Origin of the sequence: Arthrobacter burdickii (assembly GCF_030433645.1) — a bacterium.
Lineage (GTDB): Bacteria > Actinomycetota > Actinomycetes > Actinomycetales > Micrococcaceae > Arthrobacter_D > Arthrobacter_D burdickii.
In genome coordinates this window covers 2,700,227-2,718,553 of sequence record NZ_JAROCG010000001.1, presented here as the reverse complement: position 1 = coordinate 2,718,553, position 18,327 = coordinate 2,700,227, and the positions used below count along the sequence as shown (strand labels likewise).

17 protein-coding genes are annotated in these 18,327 nt (G+C 65.8%); 5 read left to right on the top strand and 12 right to left on the bottom strand.

What is annotated here, in order from left to right; genetic code table 11:
* Positions 1 to 113: 113 nt before the first annotated feature.
* The 3 genes from P5G52_RS12755 to P5G52_RS12745 are packed head-to-tail and all read right to left on the bottom strand — an operon-like array spanning position 114 to position 2,394.
* Positions 114 to 1,253 carry a class I SAM-dependent methyltransferase gene (locus P5G52_RS12755; protein WP_301227903.1) on the bottom strand — a complete coding sequence of 380 codons (1,140 nt, stop codon included), beginning with the start codon at positions 1,251 to 1,253 and terminating at the stop codon, positions 114 to 116.
* Positions 1,254 to 1,280: 27 nt separating this feature from the next.
* Complete coding sequence (locus P5G52_RS12750; protein ID WP_435868675.1) at positions 1,281 to 1,682, bottom strand: hypothetical protein; 402 nt, start codon at positions 1,680 to 1,682, stop codon at positions 1,281 to 1,283.
* 10 nt (positions 1,683 to 1,692) lie between these two features.
* Positions 1,693 to 2,394 (bottom strand): GAF and ANTAR domain-containing protein, encoded by a 702-nt coding sequence (locus tag P5G52_RS12745; RefSeq protein ID WP_301227901.1) that lies wholly within the window; start codon positions 2,392 to 2,394, stop codon positions 1,693 to 1,695.
* Between the two features lie 236 nt (positions 2,395 to 2,630).
* Between P5G52_RS12745 and P5G52_RS12740 the strand changes: the two genes are divergently transcribed.
* The gene (locus P5G52_RS12740; protein ID WP_301227899.1) at positions 2,631 to 2,969 is read left to right on the top strand and encodes a DUF8129 domain-containing protein; all 339 of its coding nucleotides are present in this window, start codon (positions 2,631 to 2,633) and stop codon (positions 2,967 to 2,969) included.
* Between the two features lie 20 nt (positions 2,970 to 2,989).
* Here P5G52_RS12740 and P5G52_RS12735 read toward each other — a convergent pair whose 3' ends face one another.
* Entirely contained in the window at positions 2,990 to 4,657 is a 1,668-nt protein-coding gene (locus P5G52_RS12735) for a RecQ family ATP-dependent DNA helicase (RefSeq protein WP_301227897.1), read from the bottom strand.
* 120 nt (positions 4,658 to 4,777) lie between these two features.
* Here P5G52_RS12735 and coaE point away from each other — a divergent pair, with 120 nt between their 5' ends.
* From coaE to P5G52_RS12720, 3 genes are all read left to right on the top strand, one after another.
* Positions 4,778 to 5,737, top strand: a complete 960-nt coding sequence (gene coaE, locus P5G52_RS12730; RefSeq protein WP_301227895.1) for a dephospho-CoA kinase — start codon at positions 4,778 to 4,780, stop codon at positions 5,735 to 5,737.
* A gap of 82 nt (positions 5,738 to 5,819) precedes the next feature.
* Positions 5,820 to 7,895: an excinuclease ABC subunit UvrB gene (gene uvrB / locus P5G52_RS12725; RefSeq protein ID WP_301227893.1), complete on the top strand. Its 2,076-nt coding sequence runs from the start codon at positions 5,820 to 5,822 to the stop codon at positions 7,893 to 7,895.
* Between the two features lie 253 nt (positions 7,896 to 8,148).
* Positions 8,149 to 9,234: a TerC family protein gene (locus P5G52_RS12720; RefSeq protein ID WP_301227891.1), complete on the top strand. Its 1,086-nt coding sequence runs from the start codon at positions 8,149 to 8,151 to the stop codon at positions 9,232 to 9,234.
* 108 nt (positions 9,235 to 9,342) lie between these two features.
* Here the strand turns inward: P5G52_RS12720 and P5G52_RS12715 are convergent, their stop codons facing one another.
* From P5G52_RS12715 to P5G52_RS12680, 8 genes are all read right to left on the bottom strand, one after another.
* Complete coding sequence (locus P5G52_RS12715) at positions 9,343 to 10,665, bottom strand: alpha/beta fold hydrolase (RefSeq protein ID WP_301227889.1); 1,323 nt, start codon at positions 10,663 to 10,665, stop codon at positions 9,343 to 9,345.
* A complete protein-coding gene (locus P5G52_RS12710; protein ID WP_301227887.1) occupies positions 10,662 to 11,138 on the bottom strand; it encodes a GNAT family N-acetyltransferase in 477 nt (158 codons plus the stop codon). Before P5G52_RS12710 ends, P5G52_RS12715 begins: the two co-directional genes overlap by 4 nt.
* Before the next feature lie 64 nt (positions 11,139 to 11,202).
* A complete protein-coding gene (locus P5G52_RS12705; protein ID WP_301227885.1) occupies positions 11,203 to 13,746 on the bottom strand; it encodes a DEAD/DEAH box helicase in 2,544 nt (847 codons plus the stop codon).
* A 39-nt stretch (positions 13,747 to 13,785) separates the two neighbouring features.
* A complete protein-coding gene (locus P5G52_RS12700; protein WP_301227883.1) occupies positions 13,786 to 14,430 on the bottom strand; it encodes an MBL fold metallo-hydrolase in 645 nt (214 codons plus the stop codon).
* 9 nt (positions 14,431 to 14,439) lie between these two features.
* A complete protein-coding gene (locus P5G52_RS12695; RefSeq protein ID WP_301227881.1) occupies positions 14,440 to 15,087 on the bottom strand; it encodes a hypothetical protein in 648 nt (215 codons plus the stop codon).
* Between the two features lie 261 nt (positions 15,088 to 15,348).
* Complete coding sequence (locus P5G52_RS12690) at positions 15,349 to 15,837, bottom strand: hypothetical protein (RefSeq protein WP_363321887.1); 489 nt, start codon at positions 15,835 to 15,837, stop codon at positions 15,349 to 15,351.
* 302 nt (positions 15,838 to 16,139) lie between these two features.
* On the bottom strand, positions 16,140 to 16,370 hold the full coding sequence (locus P5G52_RS12685) for a hypothetical protein (protein ID WP_301227879.1): 231 nt from the start codon (positions 16,368 to 16,370) through the stop codon (positions 16,140 to 16,142).
* A gap of 17 nt (positions 16,371 to 16,387) precedes the next feature.
* Positions 16,388 to 17,557 carry a recombinase family protein gene (locus P5G52_RS12680; protein ID WP_301227877.1) on the bottom strand — a complete coding sequence of 390 codons (1,170 nt, stop codon included), beginning with the start codon at positions 17,555 to 17,557 and terminating at the stop codon, positions 16,388 to 16,390.
* 357 nt (positions 17,558 to 17,914) lie between these two features.
* Between P5G52_RS12680 and P5G52_RS12675 the strand changes: the two genes are divergently transcribed.
* A complete protein-coding gene (locus P5G52_RS12675; RefSeq protein ID WP_301227875.1) occupies positions 17,915 to 18,292 on the top strand; it encodes a GntR family transcriptional regulator in 378 nt (125 codons plus the stop codon).
* The last annotated feature ends 35 nt before the right edge of the window (positions 18,293 to 18,327 follow it).

The following is an 18,327-nucleotide window of genomic DNA, read 5'->3' as shown; positions in this document are numbered from 1 at the left end:
GTCTCCACCGGGCTCCACCTGCCGTGAAGGCCGCCGAGAGGACAGAAAAGACCCTTGGAAGGGGCCTCGACCGGTCTTATGTGTCCTCTCGCGGGCTTCCGGGCACAGGCCCGCTACCGGCGGGTCGAACGGGTGACCGTGAACCGGGGCGAGCGGGCGAGCTGGACCGTGGGCCCGATCGTCCGCTCGAGAACGGGCCGGTAGCGCAGGTGGCTGTTCCAGACCGTCCACAGCTCACCGCCCGGCGCGAGGACCCGCGCGCAGGCGTCGAAGAGCCGGTGGGCGATGCCGGCATGCACGGTGCTGCCGATGTGGAACGGCGGGTTGAGGACGATTGCGCCCGCGGAAGCGTCGGGGAGCGCGGACAGCGCGTCGTCCCGGCTCACCCTGATCCGATCGGCCACCCCGTTCGCTGCCGCCGTCGCCGCAGTGGAAGCGATCGCGGAGGCCGACTGGTCGGTGGCATGGACCCGGAGGTGCGGATGGGCCAGCGCGAGGTAGGCGGAGATGGCGCCGTTCCCGCATCCGAGATCGATGGCCTCGCCGCTCTCAGGGGACGCCAGTCCGCGGAGGTGGGGGAGCAGCAGGTGCGTGCCGGGGTCCAGCGCGGCACCGCCGAACGTCGCGCCGTAGGCCCGGAGTTCGAGCGGCCGCCCGAGGCCGACGTCGTACCGTGCGCTCCGCGGGAACGTGGGCCCGTCGACGGGGCGCACGCCCGCCGCGACGAGGACACGTGACTTCTGCCGTGCCAGACCGGCAGTCACATCGTCGAAGTACCGGCCGAGCACGGCATTCATGGACAGCGACATGTGCTTGAGCCTGCCCCCTGCCAGGACCTGCACGTCGGGCTGCCCGTAGGCCGCGATGGTCCAGGCGATCTCGTCGAGTTCGTCCAGCGACCGGGGGAGCCGCAGCAGGACGGTGGAGACACCATCGAGCAAGGTCGCATCGAGGGGGCAGGATCGGTAGGCGCCGTCCATGCCCTGGTCGGCGGCATTCAGGGCGAGGGCCCGCTCATTGACGATGCCGTCCTGGAACGCCCGGATCCCGGTTCCGCCGGTCAGGCCCGCGGACCCCAGCGTCAGGGCTCCGTAGGAGTCGTTGATGGTTGCGATACCGCCGGCGGTATCGCGACGGTCTGCTACCGTGGCGAGGAGCAGGCGGTCGGCTGCGTCCACGGCGACCAGTTCCGGCGCCTCCACATCGGGCCGACGCCGCAGGTCGTCGAGGTTGAACGGGCTCACCTCCACCATCCTAGGTGCACGGGTCGCCCGCTCCGGTCAGGGGTTGGAGGGACCGCCGTCGTTGGCGTCCGGCTCTGATCCTCCCGGCGGGTTGTCGAAGAGCCAGTCGAGGGCCCTACTGTCCGAACCGCTCCCTCCGGGCGCGAGGGGCACCCCACTGCGGGGCTGTCCGGCACCGCTCGCGGGATCCGTGCTGTAAGGAGCACGGGGCGGTGGCGGCAGCCTGTCGATCAGCTCGTTGGCAGCGTGGGCGAGGAGATCCCGCTGCAGTGGAGGAAGGGTGAACGAGCCGTGGAGGTACGCTTCCACCTCGTACTCGCCGGCATCACCACCCAGGCCGAAGTAGTGCAGCCACAGCTCACTGGCTTCGATCTGGGCATGGCGGATCGCCCGAAGGAGGTGTATTCGCTGATATTCGTGATCCGGATGGTTCTCCACGGGCCACGCCTTAGTGCGAGCTACCGGCGGTGCCGTCGACCACGGACAGGGCCACCGTCCGCAGGTCCGCCCCGCCGCTCGCAGCTTCCGACAACATCCGCCGCATTGCCGTGTCGGCGTCCAGTCGGTGGCGCTCCATCAGGATCCCACGCGCCGTGTGGACGAGGTCACGCGTGCCGAGTGCATCCTGCAGAGCCTTGCTCGCCGCCGCGGGTGCGCTGTCCGGCTGGGCGCTGCCGAGGAGCGTGGCCGCCGGCGAGGCGAGGAGTGCGAGCTGCTTGCGGTCCTGCGTCGAGAACGCCGACGGCAGCGGTGAATAGACCTTGAGGGCGCCGATGCTCCTGCCGTCGTGGACGAGCGCGGTGCTCAGGGTGGCGCGCAGCGGGAGATCGGCCACGGCCTTCCGCCAGAGCGGCCAGCGCTCGTCGGTCCGGACGTCGTCGATCTGGATGGTGGTCTCGCCGGCCCAGGCGGTGAGGCAGGGTCCCTGGCCCAGTTCGTACTGCAGTTCGTCGGCAGCAGCGACGACGTCATCGGTGTACCCGGTGCTGCGCCGTCGGCCCTGGTCATCGATGAGGGAGACCCCGGCTCCGAGGGACCCGGGGATCGACTTCTTCACGGCCTCGGCGAGGTCTTCGACCGCCCGCCCGGCCTTCCCCTCCGTGAGCAGGAGGCCCTTGAGTCTGGCGAAGACGAAAGTCAGTTCTTCCATCGGAGAAGTCACGGTTCCAGCCTCGGCAACAGGTTCGAATTGAGTACAAAGTATCAGGATACACACGGATTCCCGGGCGAAATCCGCTGTTCCACCGTGCCGCCGAAGGGTGTAGGAACAGCCATCCGGTCGCTTCCGCCACTGTCCGAACCACTCAACAGCCGCTTGCCCGTCGGCATCTCCCGTGCCTAGGCTGGAATTACTAAGCACGCTTCCCAATGAGCCTAGGAGTTGACGTGACCGGATCATCAGGCCATGACGCACTGCCGCTGCCAGACTACGACCACATCCCGCTCGGAACCCTCCCGACCCGCATCACGGGACTCGACGAGGGCGGTCTGCGGGCGCTGATCGACTACGAGGAGGCGCACGGGAATCGACTCCCCATCAAGCTCGTCCTCCAGCAACGGCTGGAGGCAGTGCAGGGCGGCGCCGAGCTCTCCGAGGGCGCCGGCACGTCCACGCCTGAGGTGACCAGCAGCGCGGGTGGTTCCCCGGTCAGCCCGGCGACCTCCGGACCGCCGATCAACCCTCCGTCGCAGGGTGACCCCACCAATCCCGCCCAGCCGCGCTAGTCCTCGGCTGCCGTGTCGCCTCACCTTTCGGGCGGCACGGCAGCCAGCAGGTCCTTCTCCATCACGAGCTCGACCGACAGGGTCTTGTAACCGACCGAGTCGAACAGAACGGTGATGATTCCCTCCTCATAGCCCATGACGGTCCCGCGACCCCACTCGGGGTGCTCGACCGTCGCGTCGACCTCGAAGGGCACGTCGTGCTCCGCAGCGGGCGTCGCCTCTGCCGGCTCCGGACCCGCGGCCGCTCCCTCCCGGGTGCAGTTGTCGCAGTTCCCGCAGGGCTCGGGCAGATCCTCACCGAAGTAGGACAGCAGGAACTGCCGGCGGCACCCTTTCGTCTCGGCGTAGCGGCGGGCCATCTCCACGCGTGACTGGTCGATCCGCTCCCGGTTCTCCGCCTGCTCCACCGCCCTGGCCGCCGCCTCGTCCGCGGACACCTTCCGAGCCCGGTAGCCCTTCACACCGTCGCCGATGCTTTCGGAGGTCTCGAGCAGGTTGAGGAGCCCGGTCAATGTGCGCGGAGACAGGCCGGACAGCTCCTTCAGTTTCTTCATCTTCACCGGCTTGTCCTGGGCGGCGATGAGCACGAACAGGTCCCGGACCTGGTTGCGATTCACGGACTTCGCAGCGAAGAACCGTCGCAGGGACAGGTCCTCCGGGCGGTAGTGCAGGACGGCCTGCGTGTCGAGCCCGTCACGACCGCCGCGCCCGATCTCCTGGTAGTAGCTGTCCAGGGAATCCGAGATATCGGCATGGATGACGAAACGCACGTCGGGCTTGTCGATGCCCATGCCGAAGGCCGTCGTCGCGACGACCACGTCGATCGTGCCGTCGAGGAAGCCCTCGTGGACCGCTTCGCGCTCCTTCTTCCGCCGGCCGGCGTGATAGGCGTCCGCTCTCCTTCCGTGCTCCTGCAGTTCTGCCGCCAAGGTGTCGGCCGCCTTCTTCGTCGCGACGTACACGAGCCCCGGCCCGGCGAGCGCGAGAACCTGGTCGCGGACGGCTCGCTGCTTCTCGTCCCCCTCGACATGCTGCACGACGTCGAGGGAGATATTCGGGCGGTCGAAGCCCATGGCCATGACCACCGGGTCCTTCAGATGGAGCCTCTCGACGATCTCCTTCTGCACGGGGCGGGAGGCTGTCGCCGTGAGCGCTATCACGGGCACGCGGAGCTCGCGCACGAGGTGGCCGAGCTGCAGGTAGTCCGGCCGGAAGTCGTGCCCCCACGAGGACACGCAGTGCGCCTCGTCGACGACGACCAGTGAGACGTCGAGAGAGCGCAGGCGTGCGGCGACGTCGTCGCGGGCGACCTGCTCCGGGGCGAGGAAGAGGAACTTCGCTCGCGTCGATTCGTCGCCGTCCTCCGCGGCCTCCCACGCGGCGTCGAGCTCGCTCTTCCTGATGCCCGAATTGATGACGTGCGCCCGGGCAAGACCGGCACTCTCGTTGATCGAGTCCGCCTGGTCGTGCTGCAGGGCGATCAAGGGGGAGATCACGACGGCGACGCCGGGAAGCGCCATGGCCGGCACCTGGTAGATCGCCGACTTGCCGGACCCGGTCGGCATGACGCACAGGACGCTGTGCCCTTCGAGCACCGCCTCCATGGCCCGCTCCTGGCCGGGTCGCAGGTCGTCCCAGCCGAAGGTGGACGCGGCGGTGTCCTGAAGGTCCTGCAGGGTGATGGTCACGGTGCTCCTCGAGAAGATAAGTCCCCTTAGCGTATTGAAGGACGCCGACATACCCGTTCTCCCTCCGCGCAGGGGCCGACGCTTGACAGCGGGCGGGGGAGATCCGGCTAGTCTGACCTCATGCTGCGCATAGGACTGACAGGGGGCATTGCCGCGGGCAAGTCCGTGGTGGCCCACTCCTTCGCCGGCCTCGGCGCCGTCGTCGTGGATGCCGACCTCCTGGCACGCGAGGCGGTGGAGCCGGGGTCGGAGGGCCTCGACGATGTCGTGGGCGCGTTCGGGCCGCAGGTCCTGGCGCCGGGAGGCGGACTCGACCGACCCGCCCTGGGTCGTCTGATCTTCGGCGACGACACGGCCCGCGCGCGGCTCAATGCCATCATCCATCCGCGGGTACGCGCCCGCGCGGCGGAACTGATCGACGCGGCGCCCGCCGACGCCGTCGTGCTGGAGGACATCCCGCTCCTGGTCGAGACCGGCCAGGCTGCGCGCTTCCATCTCGTCGTCGTCGTGGACGCGCGGGACGACCTCCGGGTCCAGCGGATGGTCGGGCAGCGCGGCATGGAGCGCAGGGACGCCGAACAGCGCATCGCCGCCCAGGCGTCCCGGAGCGAGCGGCTGCGCGAAGCGGACGCAGTCCTCGTGAACGAGGGCGCGCTGGAGGATCTCCTGGCGGCGACGGAAGGGCTGTGGCACGAACGCATCCTGCCGTTCCGTGACAACCTCGCGGCGGGCAGGGCGGCTGCAGGGGTCCCGACGACGGCGGCGGGGCTCGCAGGGACGAGCGGGCTGGCGCGCCGGGTCCGGGCGAAGATCGCTGCGGCGCTTCCCGCGGGTTCGGGGGCCTCCGTCGAGGCCGACAGCGCACCTGCCGGTCCTGCCGAACACGACGACGTCGCCTCCGCCTGGGTGCGTGTGACGGTCCAGCGGGCGGAGCAGCTGGTCGCCGTCTCCGACGCCATCACAGCGGCCGGGTTCCCGCGTGCCGGAGCGGCGGGCGCGGGGGCTCCGGCAGTGCATCGCGGAGCCGACCCGGCGACCGACGTCACGGTGACTGTGAGCGTCTCCGCCCCGGAGGCCTGAACCGCGCGACCGGGCGGACGACGCCTTTCAGCCGCCAGCAAATCCGCGGAGAAGTGTCAGAGCCAGGGACTACCGTTAACGCATGAGTCTTGCGCAGGATATCAAGCGTGTCGTGGCACCTTTCGAAGTCATCAGCGAGTACCAGCCGGCAGGTGACCAGCCCACGGCGATCAAGGAACTGGCCGAGCGCATCAACGCGGGGGAGAAGGACGTCGTCCTCCTCGGGGCCACCGGTACCGGCAAGAGCGCGACGACGGCCTGGCTCATCGAGCAGGTGCAGCGCCCCACCCTGGTCATGGTGCAGAACAAGACCCTCGCAGCGCAGCTCGCCAACGAGTTCCGCGAGCTCCTGCCCAACAACGCCGTCGAGTACTTCGTCTCCTACTACGACTACTACCAGCCCGAGGCCTACGTCCCGCAGACGGACACCTTCATCGAGAAGGACTCGTCGATCAACGAGGAGGTCGAGCGCCTCCGGCACTCGGCCACGAACGCGCTGCTGACCCGCCGGGACGTCATCGTGGTCGCGACCGTCTCCTGCATCTACGGCCTCGGGACGCCCGAGGAGTACATCAACAAGATGGTCACGCTGCGCCGGGGTGACCAGATGAACAGGGACGAGTTGCTGCGGCAGTTCGTCGGCATGCAGTACACGCGCAACGACATGGACTTCCACCGGGGCACCTTCCGCGTGCGCGGTGACACGGTCGAGATCATCCCGATGTACGAGGAGCACGCGCTGCGGATCGAGTTCTTCGGCGACGAGGTCGAGAACATCTACACGCTCGATCCGCTGACCGGCAACGTGATCCGCGAGGAGGAGGAGATGTACGTCTTCCCCGCTTCGCACTACGTGGCCGGGCCCGACCGCATGACGAGGGCGATCGAGGACATCGAGGACGAGCTGCAGCAGCGGCTCGCGGAACTCGAGTCCCAGAACAAGCTCGTCGAGGCGCAGCGCCTGCGCATGCGCGTCACCTACGACCTCGAGATGATGCAGCAGATGGGCTTCTGCAACGGCATCGAGAACTATTCGCGCCACATCGACGGCCGGGACCCTGCGTCGGCGCCCCACTGCCTGCTCGACTACTTCCCGGACGACTTCCTCCTGGTCGTGGACGAGTCGCACGTGACCATCCCGCAGATCGGTGCCATGTACGAGGGCGACTCCTCCCGTAAGCGGACCCTCGTCGATCACGGTTTCCGGCTGCCCTCGGCCATGGACAACCGACCGCTGAAGTGGGACGAGTTCCTGGAGCGCATCGGCCAGACGGTGTACCTGTCCGCCACCCCGGGCAAGTACGAGCTCGGCAAGGCCGACGGCTACGTCCAGCAGATCATCCGTCCCACCGGACTCGTCGATCCCGAGGTGGTCGTCAAGCCGACCAAGGGCCAGATCGACGACCTGCTCGGTGAGATCCGCAAGCGCGTGGAGGTCAACGAGCGCGTGCTCGTCACCACCCTCACGAAGCGCATGGCCGAGGACCTCACCGGGTACCTCCTCGAGCACGGCGTCAAGGTCGAGTACCTCCACTCCGACGTCGATACCCTGCGGCGGGTGGAGCTCCTGCGTGAACTGCGGATGGGCACGTTCGACGTCCTGGTCGGCATCAACCTCCTCCGGGAAGGCCTGGACCTTCCGGAGGTATCGCTCGTGAGCATTCTCGACGCGGACAAGGAGGGCTTCCTGAGGAGCACCACCTCCCTGATCCAGACCATCGGGCGTGCCGCCCGTAACGTGTCGGGGGAGGTGCACATGTACGCGGACCGCATCACGGACTCCATGGAACGCGCCATCGACGAGACGAACCGGCGCAGGGCCATCCAGGTCGCGCACAACCTCGAGCACGGGATCGACCCCACTCCATTGCGGAAGCGGATCGCGGACATCACCGACACGATCAACCGCGAGGACGCCGACACGCGGGCCCTCCTCGAGGAGGCGGGCAAGAACCGGAAACCGAAGAAGGGCGCAGGCCGCCACGAAGGGCTGGCCTCTGTTCCTGCCGAGGACCTCACGGACCTGATCCAGCAGCTCACCGACCAGATGCATGCTGCTGCGGCCGAGCTGCAGTTCGAACTGGCTGGGCGCCTGCGCGACGAGGTCGGCGACCTGAAGAAGGAACTGCGCCAGATGCAGTCGGCGGGGCACGCCTGAGCCGAGCGCGGTAGAGCCGCAGGAGACGACGCGGGAGTTCCGTCAAGGAAGCCGGCGAATGCACACCGTGACGTGCGTATTCGCCGCCTTCCCCGCTGCCCGGGTACCATGGGCGGTACGTAGGGGAGTATCCCAAGCGCTATGGACGTCAACACGTAAGGCATCGTCGCCCTGCCGGACGTAGCGGTCGGTCGGCAGCACGCCGCGGCGGAGAGACTTACGGCAATCGACCGCACCCTCCGGAAGGTACTCCATGCCCGCATTGCCCCTGGCGTTCGAGATCGGCACGTTCGTCGTGCTCGGGATCATCCTGTTGTTCGATCTGCTGCTCGTGGTCAAGCGCCCGCACGAGCCTTCCATGAAGGAAGCCGGCCTGTGGGTCGCCTTCTACGTGGGCCTCGCCCTCGTGTTCGCCGCACTGATGTTCGTCTTCACGGGACCCGAGTACGGGGGCCAGTTCGTGGCCGGCTGGATCACCGAGTACAGCCTGAGCATCGACAACCTGTTCGTCTTCATCATCATCATGGCGCGGTTCTCGGTACCCAGGAAGTACCAGCAGGAAGTGCTCATGGTGGGCATCATCATCGCCCTGATCCTGCGCGGCATCTTCATCGCCCTGGGCGCTGCCGTGATCGAGAACTTCAGCTGGATCTTCTACATCTTCGGTGCGTTCCTCCTCTACACCGCCTACAAGCAGGCCACCGACTCCGGCGAGGACGAGGAACACGCAGGAGACAACAAGCTCATCGCGAAGCTCAAGTCCGTGCTCCCGATGTCCGAGTCCTACGACGGCAACAAGATCCGCACCGTCGTCGACGGCAAGAAGCTTTTCACCCCCATGCTCATCGTCTTCGTGACGATCGGCCTGACCGACCTGCTGTTCGCCGTGGACTCCATCCCCGCCATCTTCGGCCTCACCCAGAGTGCGTTCATCGTCTTCACGGCGAACATCTTCGCGCTCATGGGCCTCCGCCAGCTCTACTTCCTGCTCGGCGGGCTGATGACACGCCTCATCTACCTGAAGCACGCGCTCTCCGTGATCCTCGCCTTCATCGGCGTGAAGCTGGTCCTCCATGCCATGCACGTCAACGAGCTGCCGTTCATCAACAACGGCGAGCACATCGAGTGGGCTCCCGAGATCCCGACCTTCGTGTCCCTGGCCGTGATCGTCGCGACCATCGTCATCGCCGTGATCGCCAGCCTGATCCGCTCCAAGGCCATCGAGAAGGCGGCCGCACGGTCGGGCGAACCGGTGGACGGTACGTCATCCTCTCCGGCCGTCGACGAGGAACTCGATCACGCCGCGGACGAGGCCGGCGCCAAGGACCGCCGCCACTAAGCAGGCGAGGCACCCCCGCGCACCAGAATCCCCGCGCAGAGAACACAGCAGGACCCCGCCCTTGGCGGGGTCCTGCTGTGTTCGGGCAGCAATGCTTTCGAGCGGCTCCTACGGGCGCGTCATCGACAGGAGCCGCTCGAAGATCGCCTCGCCGTCGTCCGCGATCCCGTCGTGGTGGAACTCGTCCGTCTCCCACACCTGGAGGTTCCTTACAACCGCTGCGGTCGCCAGGGAGAGGTTCCGGTCGACATAGATGTCGTGGCGGTAGACGGCAGCCGCGGCGGGAATGGTGTTGGTTGCCAGGACGTCCGCGTCGTACAGCGTGCCCCAATCGTCCTTCTCGGCGAGGAGGTCGGCGACCGCCCGCAACGGACGGAGCGCGGGGTCTTCCTCGAAGTACCAGGGGTAGATCATCTCCCCGGTCAGCAGGGGCTCCGCGGCATCCTCCCGGAACTGCGGGTACTCCTCGAGCACCCGCTGCGCGGCCCATGCCGAGGCGGAGCCCTGGCAGTAGATCGACTCGTGCAGGAGGGCATAGAGCGGCTGCGATGCCCGGCTGACGATGCCGTGGACCTGCTCGAGGAACGACGCGGACAGCCGGGGGCCGCCGGGGGCCCGCGTGAAGGCGTCCTCGAGCAGGTAGTGGAGGCCGTGGACCCTCGTGTTCCCGCCGAGGAACGAGCCGACCATCTGGAAGCGCCGCGCCGTGAGACGTTCGCCGCTGGGCAGGTACTCCTCGACGTCCTCGACGTGACGGGCGATCCGGGTGACGAGGTCCCGGTCCTCCGGGTACCAGGCGAAGTACTCGCGGTTGCGTTCCTCGACCCGGGCGAACGTCGCACGGTACACCTCGTCCGGGCTGCCCGACAGTGGAGCCAGTCCTCCGGTGATCAGGGCGCGCTCGATCCCGGCGGGGGCCGCCGACAGGTAGGTGAGGGTGCAGAAGCCCCCATAGCTCTGCCCGAAGACGGTCCAGGGCGGGCTCCCGAGACGGCGGCGGATCAGCTCGGCGTCCGCCACGATCGAATCCGCCCGGAAATGCGCGAGGTAGTCCGCCTGGGCCTGCGGCGTCGGCAGCGAGGCGAGCGTGGCGGCGTCGGCCGGCGTGGACAGTCCCGTGCCCCGCTGGTCCAGCATGAGGATCCGGAAGTCCCTGGCCGCGGCCTTCATCCAGCCGGAGAGGTGCGTGGTGCGCACGCCCCGTCCGCCGGGCCCGCCCTGCAGGAACAGCAGCCAGGGAAGCCGGGCGGCCTCGTCGTCGGTGTGCTCCAGGGAGGAGTACTCGCGGGCGAACACCTCGATGTCCGCCGAGGTGGGGTCCGCATGATCCAGCGGCACGCGGAAGACGTGGCCGGTCGCGCGCAGGCCGCGCAGGACGAGCGTCCGGCCGACGGTGTGGTCCGCGGCCGGCGGCGTCGCTCCCTGGTTCACAGGGCAGCGACTTTCGTGAGGGCATCGCCCGTCAGCCGGAAGGTGCTCCACTCCGACTGGGGGCGGGCGCCGAGGCTCTCGTAGAAGCGGATGGACGGCTCGTTCCAGTTCAGTACCGACCATTCGACGCGGGCGTAGCCACGGTCGGCGGCGATCCTCGCCAGGTTGGCGAGGAGGGCCTTGCCGTAGCCGGCGCCCCGCGCCTCGGGCCGCACGTACAGGTCCTCGAGGTAGATGCCGTTGACCCCCTCCCAGGTCGAGTAGTTGAGGAACCACAGGGCGAAGCCCTGAATCTCACCCCGCGCCTCGACGACATGGGCGTAGATGGTGGGCCGTTCCCCGAACAGGGCATCCTGGAGGGACTGTGTGGTGTTCTTCACCGCGTCCGGCTCGCGCTCGTAGATGGCGAGGTCGTGGATGAGCTGGAGGATGACCGGGACGTCGGACGGCCGGGCTTCGCGAATGGCATTCATCCCCCCAGCCTAGCCAGCCCTGGCCCTGTCCCGCCCTCCGTCGACGCGGGGCGGACCCGAGGGGTCAGGCTGCGACCGGTGCTCCGACGCCGAGGATCCGGACGACCGGGCTCCCTGCCTCGTCGGACGCGGCGAGGTCGATCTCGGCGTTGATGCCCCAGTCCCCGTTGCCCTCCGGGTCCTTGAGGATCTGCCGTACCTTCCACGCGCCGGGGGCCTTCGTGATGAGGAGCAGGTTGGGGCCGCGCGCGTCTGGGCCGTCGTCGATGTCCTCGTAGTCCCCGAAGTACCCGTCCATCGCGTCGGCCCAGCGCTCCGCGGTCCAGCCCGAGTCGGCATCGAGTGCACCGAGTGCCTCGTCCTGCTCGTCGGCGAACAGCTTCACCCGCTGGAACATCTCGTTGCGCACCATGACGCGGAAGGCCCGCTCGTTGGACGTCACCGACGGTGGCTCCTCGGGCAGGTCGACGGTGTCGACCGCGACGCCGGGCGCTATCCCGGCGGCGAGCTGGGTCCATTCGTCGAGGAGGCTGCTGTCGACCTGGCGGACGAGTTCGCCGAGCCATTCCAGGATGTCGCTGAGGTCCTCGCGGAGGGCCTCGACCGGCACGGTGTGGCGGAGGGCCTTGTAGCAGTCGGCGAGATAGCGCAGCAGGATGCCCTCCGACCGCGTGAGGGCGTAGAAAGCCACGTACTCGCCGAAACTCATCGCCCGCTCGTACATGTCCCGGACCACGGACTTCGGGGCGAGTTCGAAGTCACCGAGCCACGGAGCCGACGAGCGGTACACGTCGAAGGCCTGCTGCAGCAGTTCCTCCAGCGGCTTCGGGTAGCTGACCTCCTCCAGGCGCGCCATGCGGGCGTCGTAGTCGATCCCCTCCGCCTTCATGGCCGCAACGGCTTCCCCGCGGGCCTTCTTCTCCTGGGCGTTCAGGACCTGGCGGGGCTTCTCGAGCGTCGCCTCGATGACCGACACCACGTCCAGGGCGTAGCCCGGGGCCTCGGGGTCGAGGAGTTCCAGGCTGGCGAGGGCGAACGGCGACAGGGGCTGGTTGAGGGCGAAGTTGGCCTGCAGGTGCACCTTGAGCCGCACCTGCCGGCCGTCCGGCTCCGGTTCGGGCAGCTTCTCCACGATGCCGGCCGTGACCAGCTCGCGGTAGATGCCGATCGCGCGTCGCATCAGGCGCAGCTGCGAGGCGCGCGTCTCGTGGTTCTCGGTCAGCAGCCGCTTGACGGCCTTGAAGGGATCGCCCGGGCGCTCGAGCAGGTTCAGCAGCATCGAATGGCTGACCGAGAACGAGGACGTCAGGGGATCGGGGATGCTCTCCACCAGCCGGTCATAGGTGGGCTTGCCCCACGAGACGAAGCCCTGCGGGGGCTTCTTCCGCACCACCTGCCGCAGCTTCTTCTGGTCGTCCCCGAACTTGGACACGGCCTTCGCCATGGCCTTGGTGTTCTCGACGACGTGCTCGGGCGCCTGGACGACGACGGTGCCCGCGGTGTCATAGCCTGCCCGGCCGGCACGGCCGGAGATCTGATGGAACTCGCGCGCATTGAGCAGCCGCGTCCGCACGCCGTCGTACTTGCTCAGCGCCGTGAGCAGGACGGTCCGGATCGGCACGTTGATCCCGACACCCAGGGTGTCCGTGCCGCAGATGACCTTCAGGAGGCCGGCCTGCGCGAGCTGCTCGACGAGGCGCCGGTACTTCGGCAGCATCCCGGCGTGGTGCACGCCGATGCCGTGGCGGACCAGCCGGTTGAGGGTCTTCCCGAAGCCGGAGGAGAACCGGAACGCCGCGATGAGTTCGGCGATGCGGTCCTTCTCCTCGCGCGTGCAGATGTTGACGCTCATCAGGTTCTGCGCCCGCTCGATGGCCTCGGCCTGGCTGAAGTGCACCACGTACACCGGGGCCTGCCGCGTGGAGAGCAGCTCCTCGAGGGATTCCTGCACGGGCGTCTCGACGTAGTAGTAGTGCAGCGGGATGGGACGCTCGACGGACGTGACCGTGGCGGTGGGACGGCCGGTGCGTTCGGTCAGGTCCTTCTCGAAGCGCGTGACGTCGCCCAGCGTCGCGGACATCAGCAGGAACTGCGCCTGTGGCAGCTCGAGCAGCGGTACCTGCCACGCCCAGCCCCGCTGCGGATCGGAGTAGAAGTGGAACTCGTCCATCACCACGGTGTCGACATCGGCGTCCGCACCCTCCCGCAGGGCGAGGTTCGCGAGGATCTCGGCCGTGCAGCAGATGATCGGCGCATCCTGGTTGACCCCCGAGTCGCCTGTGATCATGCCGACGTTCTCGGGACCGAAGATGTCGCAGAGCGCGAAGAACTTCTCGGACACGAGCGCCTTGATGGGGGCGGTGTAGTAGCTGGTGCGGCCCTCGGAAAACGACTTCAGGTGCGCCGCGATGGCCACGAGCGACTTGCCCGACCCCGTCGGCGTCGCGAGGATGACGTTGTTGCCCGAGACGAGCTCCATCGCCGCCTCGTCCTGCGCGGGATAGAGAGCAAGCCCCCGCGCCGTCGCCCAGCCGGTGAACGCCTCGTAGACCGCGTCCGCTGGAAGGTGGCCGTCGTCGTGCCGGGGCAGGTGCTCTTGGATCCTCATGGTCTCTTCAGCCTACCCGTGGCACCGGTGCCCCCTTCGCTACCAGCCGCGCTGCTTCCATTCCTCGAGGGAGCCGCGTTCCGCGCCGAGCGTCGTGCCCTTCCCGTGCCCCGGATGGACGACCGTATCGTCCGGAAGGTAGTCGAAGATGCGGGTGGAGACGTCCTCGAAGAGCGAGGCGAAGCGCTCCGGGTCGCCCTGCGTGTTGCCGACGCCGCCGGGGAACAGCGAGTCGCCCGTGAACAGGTGCGCCGGGCCGGCGGGATCGCGGTAGAGGAGTGCCACGGACCCCGGCGTGTGGCCCCGCAGGTGGATAACCTCGAGGTCGAATCCCTCGAAGGATCCCACGTCGCCGTGCCGCAGCGGGACGTCCGTGGGCACGGCGATGTCCGCGACGTCGTCCGCACCGGCAGCGGTCCGAGCTCCCGTCGCCTCCTTCACCTCGGCCAGCGCCCTCACATGGTCCCAGTGCGCGTGCGTCGTGACGATGAGCGCCACCCGGGCCTCGGCGTCCGTGTCCTCCTGCGCGTCCGCGAGCAGTTCGAGGATGGCGTGCGCGTCGTCGGCGGCGTCGATGAGCACCTGGGCGCCGCTCGACTTCGAGGTCAGCAGGTACACGTTGTTGTCCATCTCGGAGACCTGAATGTAGCGAATTGTTGCCTCTGGAAGGTCTGCAAGCATCATGCCCTCAGCCTACCCAGCGGCCTCGGTTGCGTTGCTTCTGCTTTTCAAAACCTCAGCGAAAAGTGCCGCCAACTGCCGTTGGTCCTCGATTGATTTGTCCGACTGAGATATACCGAGGTCGAGCCGTGCCATGGCAATGAAGACGCCTTGACTCGACATGTACTCGCCCATCACCACTTGGAACTCCTGATTGAGTGGCTCGGTGAGGCGACCGGGATTCTCTTCTAAGAAGAGTAGAAGCGGCCCTAGCTTGAGCATCATGTCTTGCGCTGCATCAGCGGCGACAGAGTTTAGGGCTAGCAGAGCGAGTACTTCCACGCTAACAGCGTTTAGGGCATCGATGCCCTCGCGGTCGCCTGCTGGTCGTTGTCTCCGAGGGTTGGCCGAGTTCATAGCCTTGGCAATGGAGAACACGCGATCCGCGGATCGTAGGAAATCGGTGATCACTTCTTGCTTCTTGTTCCGCAACCAAGTTTCGTACTCTGCCTTTTGAGCCAACTCCCACCGCTGCGCATCCGCTTCAGTGGCTGCCGTTCTATCCTCAAGTACCGTTCGGCGGCTTATGTTCGCCGTTATGAGTCCTACAAGGACGGCCAGCAAGCTTCCAGCAAGGGCTGACCCTGCCGCTATGGTGGCGATTGCAATCTCCGGGGGCATACTTACAGCCTAACGACGACAAAGGCCGTTCCCGCTTCGGGCCAATGGGAGACAGTGATTCGGGGTAGTGCGGGACCGGCCTTGCTCAGGTTACGAGCCGCTGAGGAGCTTCTGAACACGAGCGAGCATCCAATCATCCGGATCACTGGTACGCGACCGCTATACCGAGCACCCCACCACGACGGCGACCATTTTGAAGACGACTCGGACTTCTCAGAATAGTGAGCTCTCGCCTCATGCGCCACGACAACTCCTTCCCCTTTAATTTCCAGCGTCCGGCGAAACCAGATCGACTCGGTTTGGTGCCAAGATGAGAGAAACAATGATCCTGTGACGACCGTTGATTCCATCGTTGGGATCTATTTCAACTATATCCGTGCGGACGTGTTCCAGAAGGTCTTTCGCAGGCACACTCTTCAAAGCAAGATTAACGGTCCATGGGAGACCCCTGGTGTCTGCAATCGCTTTGTAGCGCCATCCTGTGAACAAATCTGGAAAAGGATTGAATATTTCCTTCGCGATAAGGTCTGGAGCGATGTATCGGGAACCGTTATTCGTCGGGTTTGCTTGCGAGAATATACCCTCTAAAAAGCTCATAATCATACTGAGCTTTTTTTGCTCTGCCATCGTCAGCCCTTTGACGGTTATATCAGCAGCAAGATCCAGAGCAAGCACACGACTGGCAGTTCGGAACTGCGTCATAGCTACAAGGTTTCCCGGCTGTGCTTGAATTTCGAAAGCTGCAGTCATTGCATTAGATGCAGTGTAAAGGAGCGGCTCACCAACACCATTGAGACGTCCTGCGCCTATTGAGCTCGGAGGCGCAGTCCAAACGTCAGACAGAGTCTTAATTTGATCTAAAGCTGATATCGTTCGTGCGCGATATAGATCTAGTCCTGCGTCGAAAGACGAGTGACGGAACGGAATCACAATGGAAGACAGTTGAGGAGCCCGCAACACGCGGTATATTTCACGTCTCACTTCCGACCTCGTCAATTCTTTACGAGTTGACTTATGGTAAGACCGAATAGACTTCCGCAGTTCATCAATATTCAGATGTGCAGATACTGTTGAGGTGTAGATACGATCTTGCCGCGAGGTGGTGGTAATTCAGAGGGGTCCTTGTTCTCCAATTGGCTGGTAGGCGCGTCTCTTTTTCTGGCGCCGAGGTAGTAATAGTCTGACGGGAGGCCTAGAGTTGATTCTATCGGCTCAGGTAAACCTTTCGCATGCTGCGCAAGTTCAGCTAAAATCCGAGGTTCGAAGTCGTCGATCGAGGTCATTAGGCTATTCTAGGCGGTTATCGCCGTGTGTGGGGCTTGAATAAGGTGCAACACCTTGCGCCACTCGATTCGGTTAGAGCCTTGGTACCAATGTGTGGGGTACCCTGTGCTATGGGCTTGTGTCGGCTATAACTTGCCATTGTGGTGTGTATGTTGACCTCGAAATTCTCCTGACTGGAAAAGAGTGTAGACCGTGAGGATGTACCAGGTGCTCCATAGTTTCGGAGTGAACACCGCAGCATGAGACTGAGATTAGAGGTGCATGAGTTTAATGAACGGTGATGCTGAGAATCTGCGGAGGCTGATCGCACCTTAGATGCTCTTCCATATGCGGCGTCATCGGTAGGCATTGCGTCTGCAAACTGCTCCTCGTGGGAGACGAGGTACATCTGTACTTGGAAGTCCACGGTTGCCCTCTTGCGGAACACTCCTGCACAAGTGGCTTTGCCCTTGTTGTTATACGTGGAGCAGTTCACGGACTGCTTGCCCTTGATAGTCGTGCTGACAAGGTTGCCTCCACACCGTCCGCATTTGGCGATACCAGCAAGCCACCACCCCGGATTGCGGGGAGCTTGGTTCAGCTTGCGGTTGTTCCTTGCATCCTTGTAGGCGGCCCACTGACCTTCCGTGAGGATCGGCTCATGTGCGCCCTTGTACTCTTTCTCGGCCCATACGAAGTACCCGGCAGCGAACGGCTTATCAAGGAGTTTGAACAGGGTCTGAGTGGTGAAGGCGGTACCTCGGACGCTGGTAATGCCCTGCTCGGCTAGCCACTGCACGAGCTTGATGGCCCCTACGCCTCGGGTGTACTCGGAGTACAGGTGCCGTAGTGCCTCGGCTTTCTCGGGGTTGATGACGTAGGAGCCATCGGGGAGCTTGTCGTAGCCAAACTGCTTCACGCCGTTAGGCGGTAGGCGCCGGGCAATGCGGTGAGCGTGAGTGGCATTCCAGCGCTTACCCGTATCCCTGCTGAACTTGTGGGAGAGGAGCATGAAGAGCAGAGGGGAGAAGTCATCCTCAGGGTCAGGGATGCCCTCGCGGAAGGTGGCTACTTCCATGGAGCCGATGATGCTGGCACCGTCTGCCATGTCGCGGCTGAAGCGGCTGTAGTCATCCGCTACGGCTAGCTCAAACCGGCCTGCTTCGTAGTCCTTTTTCAGGTCCAGCAGACCGGGGCGGGTGTCCATCGTGCGGCCTAAGATATCGATATCTCAGTAGACCTCTGCGGGGTCCATCCCTGCTTCTCGATGAAGCTTCGTACGTTCTTCTCCCGTAGCTCAGGGAAGATGGTGCCCTCTGAGGTTTGGCACCGTCGTACGTAGATCGCTGCTCGCTCGGTACTCATAAGAGCAAGCTACATTTGGCGTTCCTTGTTCCCCATCTCGGAGACCGAGATGCTGCGGATGGTCACGTCGGCGAGGTTCAGCATGTGCCCAGTGTAGGCAGGGCGCCCTCGCCTGGAAGCGGCAGGCGCCGGCTCCGACGGCGGTAGGGTGCAGGAAGAGACGGCCGCCGGGCCTGTCGCCGAGCATGGAAGGACGGGCGTGGAGCAGGACATCCCCCGCTGGCTGAAGCTGGACCCCACGAGTACGGCGCCGCCCTTCGAGCAGATCAAGCAGGCCATCCTGGCTGCCGCCAACTCGGGCAGGGCGTCCGTCGGGACCCGGTTGCCGCCTGTACGCGCGCTCGCAGCACACCTCGGCATCGCCACCAACACCGTGGCGCGCGCCTACCGGGAACTCGAGCAGGCCGGCGTCGTGGAGACCCGGGGACGGGCAGGGACCGTGATCACGGCAGGGGGCGACGACGCCCGAGGCCGGGTGGCCGACGCCGCGGACGTGTTCGCGGGCGTCGTGCGCTCCGCGGGGCTGTCGGAGAGCGACGCGGTGGCCATTGTGAGGGCGGCATTGCGCCGAGCGTGAACGGCCGCGCCGGAGGCGCCAGAACGGCGCGGGAC

Bases quoted from the DNA above. Each gene is read 5' to 3' on its own strand.
- uvrB (WP_301227893.1), top strand. From the start codon at position 5,820: ATGAGTCTTGCGCAGGATATCAAGCGTGTCGTGGCACCTTTCGAAGTC.
- P5G52_RS12680 (WP_301227877.1), bottom strand. From the start codon at position 17,557: ATGGACACCCGCCCCGGTCTGCTGGACCTGAAAAAGGACTACGAAGCA.
- P5G52_RS12755 (WP_301227903.1), bottom strand. From the start codon at position 1,253: ATGGTGGAGGTGAGCCCGTTCAACCTCGACGACCTGCGGCGTCGGCCC.
- P5G52_RS12720 (WP_301227891.1), top strand. From the start codon at position 8,149: ATGCCCGCATTGCCCCTGGCGTTCGAGATCGGCACGTTCGTCGTGCTC.
- P5G52_RS12690 (WP_363321887.1), bottom strand. From the start codon at position 15,837: ATGACTGCAGCTTTCGAAATTCAAGCACAGCCGGGAAACCTTGTAGCT.
- P5G52_RS12705 (WP_301227885.1), bottom strand. From the start codon at position 13,746: ATGAGGATCCAAGAGCACCTGCCCCGGCACGACGACGGCCACCTTCCA.
- P5G52_RS12685 (WP_301227879.1), bottom strand. From the start codon at position 16,370: ATGACCTCGATCGACGACTTCGAACCTCGGATTTTAGCTGAACTTGCG.
- P5G52_RS12745 (WP_301227901.1), bottom strand. From the start codon at position 2,394: ATGGAAGAACTGACTTTCGTCTTCGCCAGACTCAAGGGCCTCCTGCTC.
- P5G52_RS12710 (WP_301227887.1), bottom strand. From the start codon at position 11,138: ATGAATGCCATTCGCGAAGCCCGGCCGTCCGACGTCCCGGTCATCCTC.
- P5G52_RS12695 (WP_301227881.1), bottom strand. From the start codon at position 15,087: ATGCCCCCGGAGATTGCAATCGCCACCATAGCGGCAGGGTCAGCCCTT.
- P5G52_RS12700 (WP_301227883.1), bottom strand. From the start codon at position 14,430: ATGATGCTTGCAGACCTTCCAGAGGCAACAATTCGCTACATTCAGGTC.
- coaE (WP_301227895.1), top strand. From the start codon at position 4,778: ATGCTGCGCATAGGACTGACAGGGGGCATTGCCGCGGGCAAGTCCGTG.